15 protein-coding genes are annotated in these 15404 nt (G+C 44.1%); 12 read left to right on the forward strand and 3 right to left on the reverse strand.

The window, feature by feature from the left end:
• Positions 1 to 3 precede the first annotated feature (3 nt).
• Positions 4 to 498, forward strand: a complete 495-nt coding sequence (locus tag DQN52_RS07695) for a DUF2726 domain-containing protein (RefSeq protein WP_003786886.1) — start codon at positions 4 to 6, stop codon at positions 496 to 498.
• 120 nt (positions 499 to 618) lie between these two features.
• On the opposite strand, the gene DQN52_RS07700 is transcribed toward DQN52_RS07695, so the two are convergent.
• Both DQN52_RS07700 and pncB read right to left on the reverse strand, forming a co-directional pair.
• On the reverse strand, positions 619 to 966 hold the full coding sequence (locus tag DQN52_RS07700; RefSeq protein ID WP_003786885.1) for a hypothetical protein: 348 nt from the start codon (positions 964 to 966) through the stop codon (positions 619 to 621).
• A gap of 133 nt (positions 967 to 1099) precedes the next feature.
• Entirely contained in the window at positions 1100 to 2293 is a 1194-nt protein-coding gene (gene pncB, locus DQN52_RS07705; RefSeq protein WP_003786883.1) for a nicotinate phosphoribosyltransferase, read from the reverse strand.
• 120 nt (positions 2294 to 2413) lie between these two features.
• Here pncB and ubiA point away from each other — a divergent pair, with 120 nt between their 5' ends.
• The 3 genes from ubiA (at position 2414) to sstT (ending at position 5192) form a co-directional block, all read left to right on the forward strand.
• Complete coding sequence (ubiA, locus tag DQN52_RS07710) at positions 2414 to 3295, forward strand: 4-hydroxybenzoate octaprenyltransferase (protein ID WP_032827716.1); 882 nt, start codon at positions 2414 to 2416, stop codon at positions 3293 to 3295.
• A 50-nt stretch (positions 3296 to 3345) separates the two neighbouring features.
• Positions 3346 to 3873: a methylated-DNA--[protein]-cysteine S-methyltransferase gene (locus DQN52_RS11510; RefSeq protein WP_003786880.1), complete on the forward strand. Its 528-nt coding sequence runs from the start codon at positions 3346 to 3348 to the stop codon at positions 3871 to 3873.
• Positions 3874 to 3938: 65 nt separating this feature from the next.
• Entirely contained in the window at positions 3939 to 5192 is a 1254-nt protein-coding gene (gene sstT / locus DQN52_RS07720; RefSeq protein WP_003786878.1) for a serine/threonine transporter SstT, read from the forward strand.
• A gap of 70 nt (positions 5193 to 5262) precedes the next feature.
• On the opposite strand, the gene dusB is transcribed toward sstT, so the two are convergent.
• Positions 5263 to 6285, reverse strand: a complete 1023-nt coding sequence (dusB, locus tag DQN52_RS07725) for a tRNA dihydrouridine synthase DusB (protein WP_003786877.1) — start codon at positions 6283 to 6285, stop codon at positions 5263 to 5265.
• A gap of 102 nt (positions 6286 to 6387) precedes the next feature.
• Here dusB and glyS point away from each other — a divergent pair, with 102 nt between their 5' ends.
• The 8 genes from glyS to gmhB all read left to right on the forward strand — a co-directional run bounded on the left by glyS (position 6388) and on the right by gmhB (position 15398).
• Positions 6388 to 8439 carry a glycine--tRNA ligase subunit beta gene (gene glyS, locus DQN52_RS07730; RefSeq protein ID WP_003786874.1) on the forward strand — a complete coding sequence of 684 codons (2052 nt, stop codon included), beginning with the start codon at positions 6388 to 6390 and terminating at the stop codon, positions 8437 to 8439.
• 90 nt (positions 8440 to 8529) lie between these two features.
• Positions 8530 to 9315: a DUF4422 domain-containing protein gene (locus DQN52_RS07735; RefSeq protein ID WP_003786872.1), complete on the forward strand. Its 786-nt coding sequence runs from the start codon at positions 8530 to 8532 to the stop codon at positions 9313 to 9315.
• Between the two features lie 14 nt (positions 9316 to 9329).
• Positions 9330 to 10469: a UDP-galactopyranose mutase gene (glf, locus tag DQN52_RS07740; RefSeq protein ID WP_003786870.1), complete on the forward strand. Its 1140-nt coding sequence runs from the start codon at positions 9330 to 9332 to the stop codon at positions 10467 to 10469.
• A 70-nt stretch (positions 10470 to 10539) separates the two neighbouring features.
• Positions 10540 to 12318, forward strand: coding sequence for a glycosyltransferase (locus tag DQN52_RS07745; RefSeq protein WP_003786867.1), 1779 nt, complete (start codon positions 10540 to 10542; stop codon positions 12316 to 12318).
• Positions 12319 to 12412: 94 nt separating this feature from the next.
• Entirely contained in the window at positions 12413 to 13609 is a 1197-nt protein-coding gene (locus DQN52_RS07750; protein WP_003786866.1) for a glycosyltransferase, read from the forward strand.
• Positions 13606 to 14397: a glycosyltransferase family 25 protein gene (locus DQN52_RS07755; protein ID WP_003786865.1), complete on the forward strand. Its 792-nt coding sequence runs from the start codon at positions 13606 to 13608 to the stop codon at positions 14395 to 14397. The genes DQN52_RS07750 and DQN52_RS07755 overlap by 4 nt, the downstream gene beginning before the upstream one ends.
• Positions 14397 to 14831: a DUF7832 domain-containing protein gene (locus DQN52_RS07760; protein WP_003786863.1), complete on the forward strand. Its 435-nt coding sequence runs from the start codon at positions 14397 to 14399 to the stop codon at positions 14829 to 14831. The genes DQN52_RS07755 and DQN52_RS07760 overlap by 1 nt, the downstream gene beginning before the upstream one ends.
• 6 nt (positions 14832 to 14837) lie before the next feature.
• Positions 14838 to 15398, forward strand: a complete 561-nt coding sequence (gmhB, locus tag DQN52_RS07765; RefSeq protein ID WP_003786861.1) for a D-glycero-beta-D-manno-heptose 1,7-bisphosphate 7-phosphatase — start codon at positions 14838 to 14840, stop codon at positions 15396 to 15398.
• Positions 15399 to 15404: the final 6 nt, after the last annotated feature.

Genomic DNA, 15404 nt, shown 5'->3' on the forward strand with positions numbered 1-15404 from the left:
ATCATGAATCAATGGATAATCGTGATTTTATGTGCAGGCTGCTTTTGGCTACTCGTTCGCACCCTGCAATCCAAACGCAAAAAAAATCCGTTTGACGGCAAAACCAAATTACCATACCAACGCAAACACATCATGACCGAAACAGAAATGCAGGTTTATGACGTGTTGCTAGAAGCATTGCCAGATTACATGGTGTTTCCGCAAGTGCAAGTGTCGCGCATCATAGACACGCCGCCGAACAAAGACAATTATTACTGGTTCAACTTCATCAGCCGATTGAGCTACGATTTTGTGGTTTGCCGACCCGATGGCACGCCCATTGCCGCGATTGAAATTGATGACCGCACCCACGAAAAACCCGAACGCCAAGAAGCCGATAACCGCAAAAACTTGGCAACCGAAGCGGCAGGTGTCGCGATTATTCGCTGGCAAGTGGGCGCAACGCCAGCCGTAAAACAAATCACGCGCATGATAAACAAACTGGATAAATCCGCTTAAATGTAAAACAGCCTAACCACAACGATGTTGGTTAGGCTGTTTGTTTTAGAGTGGTGTTATTCAACACACATCAGATAACTAATAATTTAACATAATTGTAATTATGCGAAGTAGCACAAATCACTTGCGCCACGAATATGGCTTAAACTTTCGTCTGCAATGAATTCTGCTATACGCAGCCATTCTTACAGCAATCGTCTTTTTCATCGCATTAAAATAAACATCGTGTATTAACTCTTTGTCCAATTCCCTGCACTTAAAATATTCAATAGACGCAATGATTTCCAGCGGTTCAACTTCCAGCGTTGCAGCAATCTCAATAATGAATGCCAACGGCAGGCGCAACCGTCCTTTGCGATATTGCGTGATTCGGCTTTGCTCCAATTGCCAATGCTTTGCTAATAGATAATTGCTATTAAAATTCATCTGTATTTTAAAAAGATTTAACCAACCTTTAACACTTTGCATAAAATCAATAACTTATGTATTTTCAATGCAAAATATTGTATGTTGGCTAGCAAAGTTTGACTAGATGAGCAAATGCTAACGGCGCGGAACGCGCTTCATTTCAACTTTTCCAATCTATCTCTGGTGCTGTACATCAGGCATCAATCTGAAACACTTGTCGCAAATACGCTAAAAACGTGTCGTTGTCGGTAACGGTTTTGCCAGGTGTGTCCGAAATCTTGGCAACCGATTGACCGTTGCACTCCACCAATTTCAACACAATATTGAGCGGTTCGTGTCCCATGTCGTTGGTCAAGTTTGTGCCGATGCCAAAACTGGTGCGAAAACGCCCTTTAAAATATTGGTGCAGATCCCACGCTTTTTGCATATCCAAGCCGTCAGAAAACGTGAGCATTTTAGTGCGGCTGTCAATTTTGAGCTTTTGATAATGGACATACGCCTTGTCGCCCCATGCATACGGGTCGCCGCTGTCGTGGCGCAAACCGTCAAACAGCTTGGCAAAATACAAATCAAAATCGCGCAAAAACGCGTCCATGCCCACGACATCGGTCAAGGCAATGCCCAAATCGCCGCGATATTCGTGTACCCATGCTTCCAAAGCCGCAGTTTGAAAATCGCGCAAACGCACGTCCAACGCTTGAAAAGCTTGTAAAAATTCGTGCGCCATTGTGCCGATGGGTGTTAGGTGTAATTTTTTTGCCAAATACACATTGCTCGTACCGCGAAATACATCGGGAGCAGCCTGCGCCAAAGTTTGTACAACGTGTTCTTGCCATTGCAAAGTATAACGGCGGCGCGTACCGAAATCGGACACCAAAAATGGCGGGTCGGCTGGGTGTTGCTGGCGCGACATAGATTGCAGCAGTTGGGCTTTTTCTTGCAGCCTGCGCTCGCCTTCTGCCAATACTTCGGGCGTTTCCATGCGGCGGAAATACAGCTCATTTACAATCGCCAAGATGTAAATCTCAAAAAACATGGCTTGTATCATCGGGCCTTCAATGCGAATGTGCAGTCTGCCGTCTTCGCCTGCGCGGACGTTTACAAAGCGGCGTTTTAATTGGAACAGCTCCAAGTAGTCTACAAAATCGCTTTTAATAAAACGCAATCCGCGCAAATAATGCAATTCGTCTGCACTAAAACGCAGTTGGCACAATGCGTCTAGTTCTTGCTCCAATTCGTCTTTGATGTCGGCAAGTGGATACACGGTTTGAGCGTTGCGGCAACGAAATTCGTAAACGCTGTGGGTTTCGGGAAATTGGTGCAACACCACTTGCAGCATGGTGAATTTGTACAAATCGGTGTCAAGCAGGGAATGGATAATCGGCATAGTTGTGAAGTGTGTGATGTGGGTAAAGCGTGCATTGTAAACGAAATTAAAGGTGCAGGCTGCTTTGTGCTGCTAATTAACTATATAATACGCAAAATTAGTAAAACAAGGATAACCAACATGAGCTTTAAACGTGTGTGCGGCTTATTGGCACGAGCTGGCGTGTATTGGCGATTGATGCGAGCAGACAAGCCGATTGGAACGCTGTTGCTGCTCTACCCTACTTTGTGGGCGGTATGGATTGCGTCCAACGGTCAGCCCGAATGGCAAACAGTGTTGGCATTTACCGCTGGCACATTTTTGATGCGAAGTGCAGGCTGCATTGCCAACGATTGGGCAGACCAAGATTTTGATAAACACATTGAACGCACGCAAAACCGTCCATTTGTGCAAGGCGAAGTCAATGCGCGACAAGCTCGGCGTGTGATTGTGATTTTGTGTATTTTGGCGGCGTGTTGCCTGATTCCATTTTCGTGGAAAACGTGGCTGCTGGCGTTGCCTGCGCTGGCTTTGGCGTTTACTTATCCGTTTACCAAACGCTTTTTTCCGATTCCGCAACTGTATTTGGGCATAGCGTTTTCGTTTGGCATACCAATGGCGTTTATGGCGATTCAGGACTACATTCCCACGGTGGCGTGGTGGCTGTTTGCCGCGAATTTGTTTTGGACAGTCGCCTACGATACGGCGTATGCCATGGCAGATAAACCAGACGATTTGAAAATTGGCATCAAAACATCGGCAATTACCTTTGGCGACTACGATGCGGAAATGGTGTTAATTTGCCACTTTATTTTTGATTTGCTGATGTTGCAAGTGGGCAAAACGCTGGGCGTAACGTGGGTGTATTGGGTGATTTGGGTGGTGGTGCTGCACCATCAATGGCGACAATACACGCGCTTGTATCATCGTGAGCGCGATGAATGCTTCCAAGTGTTTTTGTCCAACAATCAAGTAGGCGCGTTGTGGCTGGCTGGATTGGCAGCGCATTTTGCGTATTGGTAAACATTTAAAAGCAGCCTGCAATATTCATCAACCAAACAAAAAAAGAATTTATGACCCTACCACTCCTATCCCAAACACTCGCCACACCCATTGGCGATTTATGCGCCCTATTCTCGCCCAAAGGCTTGTGCTTGCTGGAATTTGCCGACCAAGCCAATCTAGCAAAAATGCAGGCTGCTATTGTCAAACAATATGGCAAACACATCGCCCCTGCGCCACAAAATCACGCAGTTTATGCCCAACTGCGTGATGAATTGCGCGATTATTTTGCAAGCAGCCTACACACGTTCAACGTGCCGCTAGACCCAATCGGCACAGCATTTGAGCAACAAGTTTGGCAAGCCTTGTTGCAGATTCCATATGGCAGCACAATTTCATATGCCGAACAAGCGCGGCGCATTGGTAAACCCACAGCGGTGCGTGCGGTGGCAGCGGCAAATGGGCGCAATCGTATTTCTATCGTTATTCCGTGCCATCGCGTGATTGGCAGCAACGGACGTTTAACAGGCTATGCAGGCGGTGTGGAGCGCAAGCAATTTTTGTTGCAGCTAGAAAATAATGCAGGCTGCCTGTTGTAAATGAAAGCAGACATTGTTTACAATCGCTGCCTTATATTCACAAGATTTAACTGGAAGGACATCGTATGTCAAACAATCCAACAGAAAACGCCAGCAACAACAAATTGCTCTGGCAAATTGTCATCGGCTTGGTGGTAGGTAGCATTATCGGGCAAATCGCCCACAGCACAGGCGAATCGGCGTTTATGAGCAACGTAGTCGGCTTTATCGGCATTTTGGGTAGCTTATTTGTTGGTGCGCTCAAAGGCGTTGCACCGTTTTTGGTGTTTATTTTGGTTACTTCCGCCATTGCTCGACACGACGGCAAAAGCAAAACCAATATGCGCCCAATTTTGTTTTTGTATATGCTCGGCACGTTTGGTGCAGCTTTGGTTGCCGTGCTTGCCAGCTTGGCATTCCCCAGCACTTTGACTTTGGTGGACAGCAGCACGGTAGATGTTAAACCGCCACAAGGCATCGCCGAAGTAATGAAAACTTTGTTGATGAACTTGGTTGCCAACCCATTTCACGCGCTGACCAACGCCAACTACATCGGCATTTTGTCGTGGGCGATTGTGCTGGGCTTTGCCTTACGCAACGCTTCGTCCGCCACACATCAACTGTTTGACGATTTATCACATGCCGTGTCTGCCATTGTGCGCTGGATTATCCGCCTTGCACCGTTGGGCGTGTTTGGCTTGGTAACAGTTACAACTGCTACCACAGGCTTCGGTCAAATGATTAAAGAATACGGACAATTATTGCTGGTTTTGGTTGGCTGTATGTTCTTTGTCGCTTTTGTGATGAACCCATTGATTGTGTTCTGGAAAATCAAGAAAAACCCCTATCCATTGGTATTGTTGTGCTTGCGAGAAAGTGGTATTCCAGCATTCTTTACACGCTCGTCTGCCGCCAACATTCCTGTGAACATGAATTTGGCTAAACGCTTGAATTTGCACGAAGACACCTATTCCGTGTCGATTCCATTGGGTGCGACCATTAACATGGCAGGTGCAGCGATTACGATTACCGTGCTGGCACTTGCCGCCGCGCACACACAAGGCATTCAAGTGGACTTTTTGACTGCGTTGTTGTTGAGCTTGGTTGCAACCGTGAGCGCGTGTGGTGCTTCGGGCGTGGCAGGTGGTTCGTTGTTGCTGATTCCATTGGCGTGCAGCTTGTTCAATATCCCAAACGACATCGCCATGCAAGTGGTGGCAGTTGGCTATATTATTGGTGTGATTCAAGATTCTTGCGAAACCGCGCTCAATTCATCAACCGATGTGTTGTTTACAGCAGCCGCAGATATGGCACATGAACACGAACACGAAGTTAAATAAAACAATATAAATATAAAAAGCAGCCTGCACTTTGAATCAAACCAAAAGTGCAGGCTGCTTTTTCATTTATTCATTCATAATCCCTACGCCAATGCGATTGCGTTTCGCATTGCTGCTCCAAAAATCGCGCCAAATAATCATACTGCGCGCGGGCATCGTCCAAACGATTGATGTGCTGACGACACGCCTCGCCGCCGTCCAATCGCGCCAAATACCAACCAATGTGTTTACGCGCAATCCGCGTGCCAGCCAGTTCACCATAAAATTCATGCAACGATTGAACGTGCGCCAAAATAGTGGTGCAGGCTGCTTGCATAGTCAGCGCATTGGGCAACGTGCCATGCTGCAAAAAGTGCGCCACATCGGCAAACAACCACGGCTGACCTTGCGCGGCTCGCCCAATCAAAATACCGTCTGCGCCCGTTTGCTGCAACACCTGTCGCGCTTTTTGTGGGCTATCGATGTCGCCATTTGCCCACACAGGCAGCGAAATCGTTTGTTTGACTTCGGCAATCAAATCGTATTGCGCCTGCCCTTTGTACATTTGCGTGCGCGTGCGTCCGTGAATCGCCAGCGCAACAATGCCAGCCTGCTCCGCCATTTTGGCAATGGTTAGGATATTTTTGTGTTCATCGTCCCAACCCAAGCGCGTTTTGAGCGTAACAGGCACAGAAGCAGCCTGCACCACAGCGTGCAAAATCTGCTCTACCAATTTTTCGTTTTGCAACAAGGCACTACCAGCCAACACATTGCAGACTTTTTTCGCAGGGCAACCCATGTTAATGTCAATGACTTGTGCGCCGTGTTCTGCATTCAATCGCGCCGCATCGGCAAGTTGCGTGGGGTCGCTGCCTGCAATTTGCACCACAATCACGCCTTGTTCGCCATCGTGATTGCGTCTATTGCGCGATTTTTGCGTGTTTTGCAAAGTCGGGTCGCTGCTCAACATTTCGCTCACCGTCCAATTTGCGCCAAATTGTCGCGCCAGTTGCCGCGTGGGGCGGTCGGTAATGCCAGCCATAGGCGACAGAATAATCTTGTTGGCTTGTTGAATGGTAGGCAAAGTTTGCGCAGTTGGATTCATGCTGGTCATGCAGATAAAAAGCCGACATTGTAAAACAGATTACCCCTACACGCGCAAAATCAAGTAAAATACTGCACATTTAAACCCTATTGATTTGAACCGAAAGCCATCATGTCTCAACACACTTTATTAATTGAATTATTAACCGAAGAACTCCCCCCAAAAGCCCTAAACAATCTTGGCAACCACTTCGCCCAATCCATCGTAGAAGGCTTGGGAAAAGCGCAACTGATTGACGGCGAAACCCAATTCACGCCATATGCTTCACCGCGCCGTTTGGCGGTGCAAGTGGCGAATGTCAAAGCCGTGCAAGCCGACCAACACGTTGTCAAAAAAGGTCCTGCCGTGAGCGCGAATGAAAAAGCGATTGCAGGTTTTGCGCGTTCGTGTGGCGTGGAAGTCGGCAGCCTGAAAGTGATAAATGACGGCAAACAAGATATTTACGCGCACGAATTTACCCAAACAGGTCAAACACTTGCCGATTTATTGGGCGAAATCGTCAATGCTGCCGTGAAAAAATTGCCAATCCCAAAAGTGATGCGTTGGGGTAGCAGCACGCATACGTTTGTGCGCCCTGTGCATGGTTTGGTGGCGATGCACGGCGCGGACGTGTTGCCTGTGAACGTGTTGGGCTTGGCCAGCCGCAATTTTACGTTGGGACATCGTTTCTTGTCGCAAGGCGAAATCGTATTCGCGCAAGCCGATGATTATGCAAAACAATTAGCCGAACAAGGAAAGGTCATCGCCAATTTCGCAGAACGCAAAAACGCGATTCAGGCAGCTTTAAACGAACAAGCAGGCAGCCTGAAAGCGACTGTGGCGGCTGATGAAAGTTTGTTGGACGAAGTAACGGCGTTGGTGGAATATCCTGTTGTTTTGCAGGCTGGTTTTGAAGCGCATTTCTTGGCTGTGCCGCAAGAATGCCTGATTTTAACCATGCAGCAAAATCAAAAATATTTCCCATTGTTGGACGCGCAAGGCAAGTTGATGAACCGCTTTTTGTTGGTGTCCAACTTGCAGGCTGCCGACCCGAGCCACATTATTCACGGCAATGAGCGCGTGTTGCGCGCGCGTTTGTCGGACGCGGAATTTTTCTACAAGCAAGACCAAAAAGCGACTTTGGAAAGCCGTTTGCCGAAATTGGCGAGCGTGGTTTATCACAATAAAATTGGTTCGCAAGCCGAGCGCGTTGAGCGTTTGCAAACGATTGCGGCGCACATCGCCAGCGCATTAGGCGCAGACAAAGCGGCGGCAGAACGTGCAGCGCGTTTGGCAAAAGCGGATTTGGTTACGGAAATGGTGGGCGAATTTCCTGAATTGCAAGGCACGATGGGTAAATATTACGCGCAGTTGGACGGTGAGCAGCCTGAAATTGCGTTGGCGATTGAGCAGCACTATCAGCCGCGTTTTGCTGGCGACGCGCTGCCTGAAAATGCGATTGGCACGGCGGTGGCATTGGCGGATAAATTGGAAACTTTGGTGGGCATTTGGGGCATTGGCTTGATTCCGACTGGCGACAAAGATCCGTATGCGTTGCGCCGTGCGGCGTTGGGCGTGTTGCGTATGTTGATGAATTATCCTTTGTCTATCAATGATTTGCTGAATACGGTTGCTGACCAATTCCCTGCGAATGTGTTGGCGGACAAAGCGAAAACAGTTGCGGAAATCGCTGATTTTATGCAAGCGCGTTTGGCGGTGTTGTTGCAAAATGATTATTCGCAAGACGTGGTGGCGGCAGTATTGGCGCAACGCCCTGACCGCTTGAATGATTTGGCGGCGAAATTGCAAGCCGTTGAGCAATTTAAACAATTACCTGAGTCGGCAGCGTTGGCAGCAGCGAATAAGCGCGTGCAAAATCTGCTGAAAAAAGCGGACGCGCAATTAGGCGATGTGAACGCGAGCTTGTTCGCGCAAGACGAAGAAAAAGCCTTGTTTGCGGCGGCGCAAGATTTACAGCCCAAAGTGGCGGACGCGGCAAAACGTGGCGATTTTCAGGCTGCCTTAACCGAATTGGCGGCGATTAAACCGCAGGTTGATGCGTTTTTTGATGGCGTGATGGTGATGGCGGAAGACGCGGCTGTAAAACAAAACCGTTTGAATTTGTTGAATTTATTGGCAAGTTTGATGAATGCAGTGGCGGATATTGCGTTGTTGTCTGAATAAATATAAAAATTGCAGGCTGCTTCGTGAAAAGCAGCCTGCAATTTGATAGAATAATAAAACTAAATTTATCAATATTTTGGAAGTTAATCAATGTTCCAATTAAGCGAAATTCCAACAGAAATAGCGGTTTTTATTGCAACACATAAATCATTTCAGCGACCAGAAGGTCATGTATTCGTGCCATTGCAATTAGGTAATCAGCCAGAAAATCTAGGCTATTTACGCGAAAATCAATTAGATAATATAGCCGATAAAAACCCCTATTTTTGTGAATTAACCGCACTATATTTCTTATGGAAAAATGTCCATACTCCTGTGATAGGCTTGGTGCATTACCGTAGATATTTTGCAAAAAAGCGAAACATAGTTCAAAGAAGAATCAATCAACTCGCTTATTTATTAGGACTCGTTCCGAAGCAACAAACCTCTCGCCATACCATACTCACTTCCGATGAGATTCAGCAACTATGGCAAAACTCTCAAGCAGATTTAATCGTCCCAGCTGGTGTTGATTTAGACACTTCGCTTTATGATAATTATAATCAAAATCATCATATTCAAGATTGGCATATCGTCAAACAAATCGTAGAAGAAAAAGCACCACAATATTCCCTCACTATTGCAAAAGTTGAACAAAATTGCATTCTTTACCCTTATAATATGTTTATCGGTAAAAAAGAAATAATCAATGATTATTGCGAATGGCTATTTGATATTTTGTTTGAAGCAGAAAAGAAAATTGACTGTTCCCAATACGATAGCTATAACCAAAGAGTTTTCGGCTTTTTAGCAGAACGATTATTTACCGCATGGATTGTACACAATCAAAATAAATACAAAATAAAACATGTGCCTGTTCAGCGGGTACAAACATAACTAGGAATAAAAACATGAATTTTTTATGTGTCGGAGCAGGTTTTTCCTGCGCTGTTATCGCAAGAGAATTGGCTCAAGCAGGGCATAAAGTAACCATCATTGACCAACGCGCCCACACCGCAGGCAACTGCCACACCGAACGCGATGCCGAAACAGGTGTAATGGTTCATATCTACGGACCACACATTTTCCACACCGATAACGAAACTGTATGGAATTATTTGCAGCAATTTGGCGAATTTATGCCTTATACCAACCGCGTTAAAGCAGTAAGCGGAGGTCAGGTATATTCATTACCAGTTAATCTACACACGATTAACCAATTCTACGGCAAAACATTCTCGCCAAAAGAAGCCAAAGCATGGATTACCGAGCAATCTGACCAAACCATTGCCGAACCGCAAACTTTTGAAGAACAAGCCATGAAATTTGTTGGCAAAGACCTGTATCAAGCCTTCTTCAAAGGTTATACCGCCAAACAATGGGGCGTATCGCCAACCAAATTGCCTGCTAGCATTTTGAAACGCTTGCCAGTGCGTTTTAATTATGATGACAACTATTTTGCTCACAAATTCCAAGGTATGCCCAAAAATGGCTATACCGAAATCGTGGACAATATTTTGAATCACGAAAACATTACCGTAAAATTGAACACGCCATACAGCGAAGATATGCAATCTGAATACGACCATGTTTTCTGGTCTGCACCATTGGATTTGTGGTTCAAACACCAATTCGGAAAATTAGGTTATCGCACATTGGATTTTGAAACATTCCGCGATGAAGGCGATTTCCAAGGTAATGCTGTAATTAACTATTGCGATGAAACTGTGCCGTTCACACGCATTACCGAACACAAACACTTCTCGCCTTGGGAACAGCACGAAAAAACCTTGTGCTACAAAGAATACAGCCGAACTTGCGAAGATGGCGATATTCCTTACTACCCAATCCGATTAGCAGAAGACCAAGCCTTGTTATCGCAATATGAAACTGTTGCCAACCAAGCAAAAGGCGTAAGCTTTGTAGGACGTTTAGGTACTTATCGCTACTTGGATATGGACGTAACCATTGCGGAAGCACTTAAAACAGCGCAAGGCGTGTTGGCAGATATTGCCAATAAGCAGGAAATTAAACCGTTTTATTTTTCTTAATTTTTCAGCATTTCAGGCAGCCTGCAAAAGGCTGTCTGAAATATTTATCATTTCAAAATATTAAACAATCATGAATATTATCCAAAATCTCGTTTTCCCAAATCTAGACATTCAAGCCCCCGATGATTTATACGTTCGTTATTGGGGTGGTACGCAAGCATTCCGAAATGAAAGAGAAATCCGTTTCCTACAAAAAGGAGCTGGTTGCGTTTTTGATACCTTTTTCAACTCGTTTACCATTCAAACTTGGAAAAACCAAACCAATATCCGCCAAATTAAATTGCGTTTATTCGGTCATGGCGAGTTTTTAATCAAAATCCGCCGCCACAAGTTGCACGAAGACATGAAACATTTAAATGAATTAACCATTCAATTAAATGAATCAGGCACGGACATTGATTTCGCAGATTTGAACGACCACACAGAAGGCATGCTGTTTTTTGAATTGATTTCATTAACAGATAATGCTTATGTAAACCGTGGTTTTTATCACACTGATTTAGAACCGCAGAATCCTGTAAAATTAGGCATTGTGATTACGCACTTCAACCGTAAACATTACGTTTTACCTGCGATTGACCGCGTATCTAATGATTTGCTGCAAGACCCTTATTACAAAGATAAAATTAGTCTGATTGTTGTAGATAACTCACAAAACATCACACAAGAAGAAGCCAAACACGCGATTGTTATTCCAAATCAAAACTTGGGTGGCTCTGGTGGTTTTACTCGTGGTTTGATGTATTTGGAAGATGAAAAAAGCTATACGCACTGCTTATTTATGGACGATGATGCGTCTTGTGAAATTGAAAGCATTCGTCGTGCTTATGCGCTGTTGCAGTATGCAACAACAGAGAAATTTGCAGTTTCTGGGGCGCAATTACGTGAAGCTGCACCATCCATTTTGCATGAAAAATCAGCGCAATTTACTCAATTCGGCATTCCTTTGCATCACGGTAAAAATATGCAAAGCGTTTATGATTTATTAACATCAGAATTAGATTGTGATACAGCAAATTATGCTGCATGGTGGTTCTGTGCTTTTAAACTCACAGATGTAGAAAAGTATGCATTCCCATTTTTTGTACGCGGTGATGATATTTGTTTTAGTTTATCAAATAAATTTAATATTTGCTCTATGAACGGCATAGGTGTTTGGGCTGAAGATTTCTTTATTAAAGAAGGTTTGTGGACACGTTATCTAACGTTTAGAGCTGACGCAGTTTTAAACTCCGTATTTAATACAAAAAATTACAATAAATCCATACTTAAAAAATGGTTCTCTCATTTATATTGGGGATGTGTATATTCATATAATTATTCATCAGCTGCTGCATTTAAATTAGCATTAGAAGATTTTTTAGCAGGAACACAGACTTTTGTTCATGATATGACAGCCAGTCATGCTCGTGCAAAACTAGCACAGCTACCACAAGATGAAAAAATGCAACCTATCAATCGCATAGATTACCCTAAATTAAGATACCCAACTCCTGTTAAAAAGAGAAAACACGAATTACGTCGTATTATTCGTCAATTAACATTAAATTATTTGTTGCTACCTGAACGTTTTATGAAAAAAGGGATTATTTTTCAACCTAAACATTTCGGTGCAAATTTGACTGATATTTATCGTTATAGACAAGTTTATTACGAACACGAAGCAACACGCACAGGCTATGTCGCAACGTTTGATAGGCAACGTTTAATTCAGGCTTATAAAGATTATTTTGCTGCATTACGTTTGATTGATGAAAAATTTGATACAGCAAAAGCAGATTATTTAAGTAAAAAAGATGAATTAACTTCTCGTGCTTTCTGGGAAAAAATTTATAACACTGAAAAATAATTTTTCACAAAAGGCTACTTGTTTGCAGGTAGCCTTTCATAGCAATTAAATTTCAATTTCTGGAATTTATAATTCCAACCGCAATATCCCGAAAATGAAAATTTTAATCTTACACAAATGGCTAATAACAGGCGGCATTGAGCGCGTATTGATTGATTATCTGCATATTTTTACTCAACTTGGGCATCAAGTTGATTTATCCTTAAAATATGACTTTAATAATCAATGTGCGCTGCTGGAACAAATCCCCCAGCACATCAAAATAGATTATTTTGCCAATGCTCAACAAACTGCTGCAAAAGAGTGGAAAAAGCAGCATCGCAAAGATAATTTAGCCAATAGAATCGCTTATGAATGGCAACGCATTATTGAGCAAAAAAACTATCGCGATTATTTGGCTTCGCGTGTTGTCAATTACAATTTAGTCATTGATTTTAGTGATTGTTTGGACGATATAATGCGTATGCCAAAATTCTTGCAACCGCATTTTCCACCAACTTTGCGTTGGGTACATTTGGCTTTATCCAAGGAACCCATTTTGTCAAATAAACAAAAGCGACGATTTACTGCTATTTTTTCTCAGCATACGGGTGTTGTTGCGATTTGCGATGCGATGCGTCAGCAAATTCAAGAAAATATTGACTTGCCTGAACATAAATTGTTTTGTTTGCACAATCCGATTGCGCTGGACAACATTCAAAAACAAGCAGCGTTGCCTGTTTCAAACACGCATCAAGCGTTGTTGCAACAACCTTTCCTTTTTCAAGCTGCAAGACTTGAATCTGTTAAAAACTTGTTTGAATTAATTGATATTTATGCTGCATTAAAAAGCAATCATTCTATTCAGCACAAACTGTACATTGCAGGCGACGGTAGTTTGAAAAATGAATTACAACATAAAATTGATAGCTTAAATTTAAGCCAAGATTGCTTGCTTTTAGGCAATTTAGATAATCCTTATCCTTTTTTTAAAGCGGCAACTTTATTTTTGCACACTTCCACGCGCGAAGGTTTGCCAACGGTTTTGCTGGAAAGTATGGCTTGTGGAACGCCTGTTGTGGCAATGAATTGTCCAACTGGCGTGGCAGATATATTGGGTAAACAAAGCGAGTATGGCAAATTGATTCCTATGCACAATCAGCAAATGTTTCAAGAAACAGTTATCTCTTTATTAAATGATGCCGAACAGCTTGCTCAATATCAACAAAAAGCAACGCAACGTGCAGCAGATTTTAGCGCAGAGCAAATCAGCCAAAATGTGCAGTCTATTTTAGAAATGCTTAAACCATGATTTCTACCTATATCATCTCCCTAGCCAGCGAAACCCAACGCCGAGCGCACATGAAAGCGCAAGCCGAGCGTTATCAACTCAATGCCGCATTTTTTGATGCGGTGGATATGCGCCAAGCCACGCAAACGGATATTGAACATTTAAGCGTTCTGCCAAAACATAAAAAGCCCAAAAAACAGCGTTGGTTAAGCAAGGGCGAGCTGGGGTGTGCTTTGAGTCATCATCAAATTTATCAAGAAATGATAAATAAACAGCTAGATTATGCGTTTATTTTGGAAGACGATGCCCGTTTTTTGCAATCACCAAAAGCTTTGTTGTTGCCCGAAAATCTACGCAAAATTGCTGCTCAATATGATTTTGATATTTTGATTTTGGGTTATGTAAAAACGCTGGAACATCAATTGCCGTATTATCATCGCCGTATTCCAATTAAAAAACGTGCAACATTGCAACTGCCCGAACAAACGATTCAATTTGGCACGCCTTGGGAACAATATGGCTGTGGCGCAGTGGCTTATGTGATTACTAAAAAAGGCGCGGAAAAGCTGCTCAACATCACGCAAAAACCATGCGTCCCAGCCGATGATTGGCTATATTTTGAGCAACATTGCGGTGTAAAAGTGCTGCACGCTCGCCCTACTTTTGTGCTGGAAGATTTGGAACAGTTGATCAGCACCATTCGGGTAGAAAAAGCCAATTTTTTGCAACCCAAGTTGTCCAGCATTATCATTCGCAGCATCAAAGGCTGGTGTAAACACATCGCCATGAATTATTTGGGATTTAAATAATGTACGACCACATTTCCTTTCACACCGAAGACGCGCCACACATCACGCCCGAGCAAGCTGCACAGCACATGGGTTATTATTTTGCGTGGGCGATTTCACAAAACTTACACAGCAATTCGGCGGCTGCCCTGCCCCATTTTGCCGATGTGCAGGCTGGTTTGATATCGGGCGCGGATTTTGTGTTGCAGCAGCTCAACGGCGGCTTGGACGAAACGTGTTTTAATGCGCTGGGCAATCGTTTTACCCAGTTTTATTATGAAGATGAAGACGAAGGCTACGGGCAATTTATGGCGGATTATTTTGCCGAACTGGATTTGCAAAACGAAGCCGATTTGTATCAAGTAACGTGGCAGCCTGCACTGCAACAACAGCTCAATGCGGTTTTTCAGCAAGCGTTTTTGCGCTGGAAAAGCAGCCTGCGCCCTGTGGAATAAATCAACATGAAACTAATTATCCTAGACCGAGACGGCGTGATTAACCACGATAGCGACCAGTTTATTAAATCGCCCGATGAATGGTTGCCCATTGCAGGCAGCATGGACGCAATTGCGTTTTTGACCCAAGCTGGCTATACGATTGCGGTGGCGACCAATCAATCGGGCATTGCACGTGGTTATTTTACCGTGCAAACCCTCAACGAAATGCACACCAAAATGCACAAACTCATCCGCCAAGCAGGTGGCGAAATCAGCGGCGTATGGTTTTGCCCCCACGCCGCCGACAGCAAATGCGATTGCCGCAAACCCAAATCAGGCATGATTTTAGACATTATCACGCGCTTCAATGCCCAAGCTGGCGACACTTATTTGGTGGGCGACAGTTTGCGCGATTTACAAGCGATTGCAGCGGTGGGCGGCAAGCCTATTTTGGTTAAAACAGGCAAAGGCAGCAAAACGCTAGAAACGGAACAAGCCAACTTGCCACAAGGCACGCAAATTTTTGATGATTTAATGGCGTTTTCACAATATTTGTTACAACAAAAAAACGCTGTAACCCCCTAATACTTA

Origin of the sequence: Kingella kingae (genome assembly GCF_900475905.1) — a bacterium.
Taxonomy (GTDB): domain Bacteria; phylum Pseudomonadota; class Gammaproteobacteria; order Burkholderiales; family Neisseriaceae; genus Kingella; species Kingella kingae.

Excerpts from the sequence above, each read along its gene's own strand:
- pncB (WP_003786883.1), bottom strand. The coding sequence starts at position 2,293 with ATGCCGATTATCCATTCCCTGCTTGACACCGATTTGTACAAATTCACC.
- DQN52_RS07695 (WP_003786886.1), top strand. The coding sequence starts at position 4 with ATGAATCAATGGATAATCGTGATTTTATGTGCAGGCTGCTTTTGGCTA.
- DQN52_RS07700 (WP_003786885.1), bottom strand. The coding sequence starts at position 966 with ATGCAAAGTGTTAAAGGTTGGTTAAATCTTTTTAAAATACAGATGAAT.
- DQN52_RS07760 (WP_003786863.1), top strand. The coding sequence starts at position 14,397 with ATGTACGACCACATTTCCTTTCACACCGAAGACGCGCCACACATCACG.
- dusB (WP_003786877.1), bottom strand. The coding sequence starts at position 6,285 with ATGACCAGCATGAATCCAACTGCGCAAACTTTGCCTACCATTCAACAA.
- DQN52_RS07750 (WP_003786866.1), top strand. The coding sequence starts at position 12,413 with ATGAAAATTTTAATCTTACACAAATGGCTAATAACAGGCGGCATTGAG.
- glf (WP_003786870.1), top strand. The coding sequence starts at position 9,330 with ATGAATTTTTTATGTGTCGGAGCAGGTTTTTCCTGCGCTGTTATCGCA.
- DQN52_RS07745 (WP_003786867.1), top strand. The coding sequence starts at position 10,540 with ATGAATATTATCCAAAATCTCGTTTTCCCAAATCTAGACATTCAAGCC.
- gmhB (WP_003786861.1), top strand. The coding sequence starts at position 14,838 with ATGAAACTAATTATCCTAGACCGAGACGGCGTGATTAACCACGATAGC.
- sstT (WP_003786878.1), top strand. The coding sequence starts at position 3,939 with ATGTCAAACAATCCAACAGAAAACGCCAGCAACAACAAATTGCTCTGG.
- glyS (WP_003786874.1), top strand. The coding sequence starts at position 6,388 with ATGTCTCAACACACTTTATTAATTGAATTATTAACCGAAGAACTCCCC.
- ubiA (WP_032827716.1), top strand. The coding sequence starts at position 2,414 with ATGAGCTTTAAACGTGTGTGCGGCTTATTGGCACGAGCTGGCGTGTAT.
- DQN52_RS11510 (WP_003786880.1), top strand. The coding sequence starts at position 3,346 with ATGACCCTACCACTCCTATCCCAAACACTCGCCACACCCATTGGCGAT.
- DQN52_RS07755 (WP_003786865.1), top strand. The coding sequence starts at position 13,606 with ATGATTTCTACCTATATCATCTCCCTAGCCAGCGAAACCCAACGCCGA.
- DQN52_RS07735 (WP_003786872.1), top strand. The coding sequence starts at position 8,530 with ATGTTCCAATTAAGCGAAATTCCAACAGAAATAGCGGTTTTTATTGCA.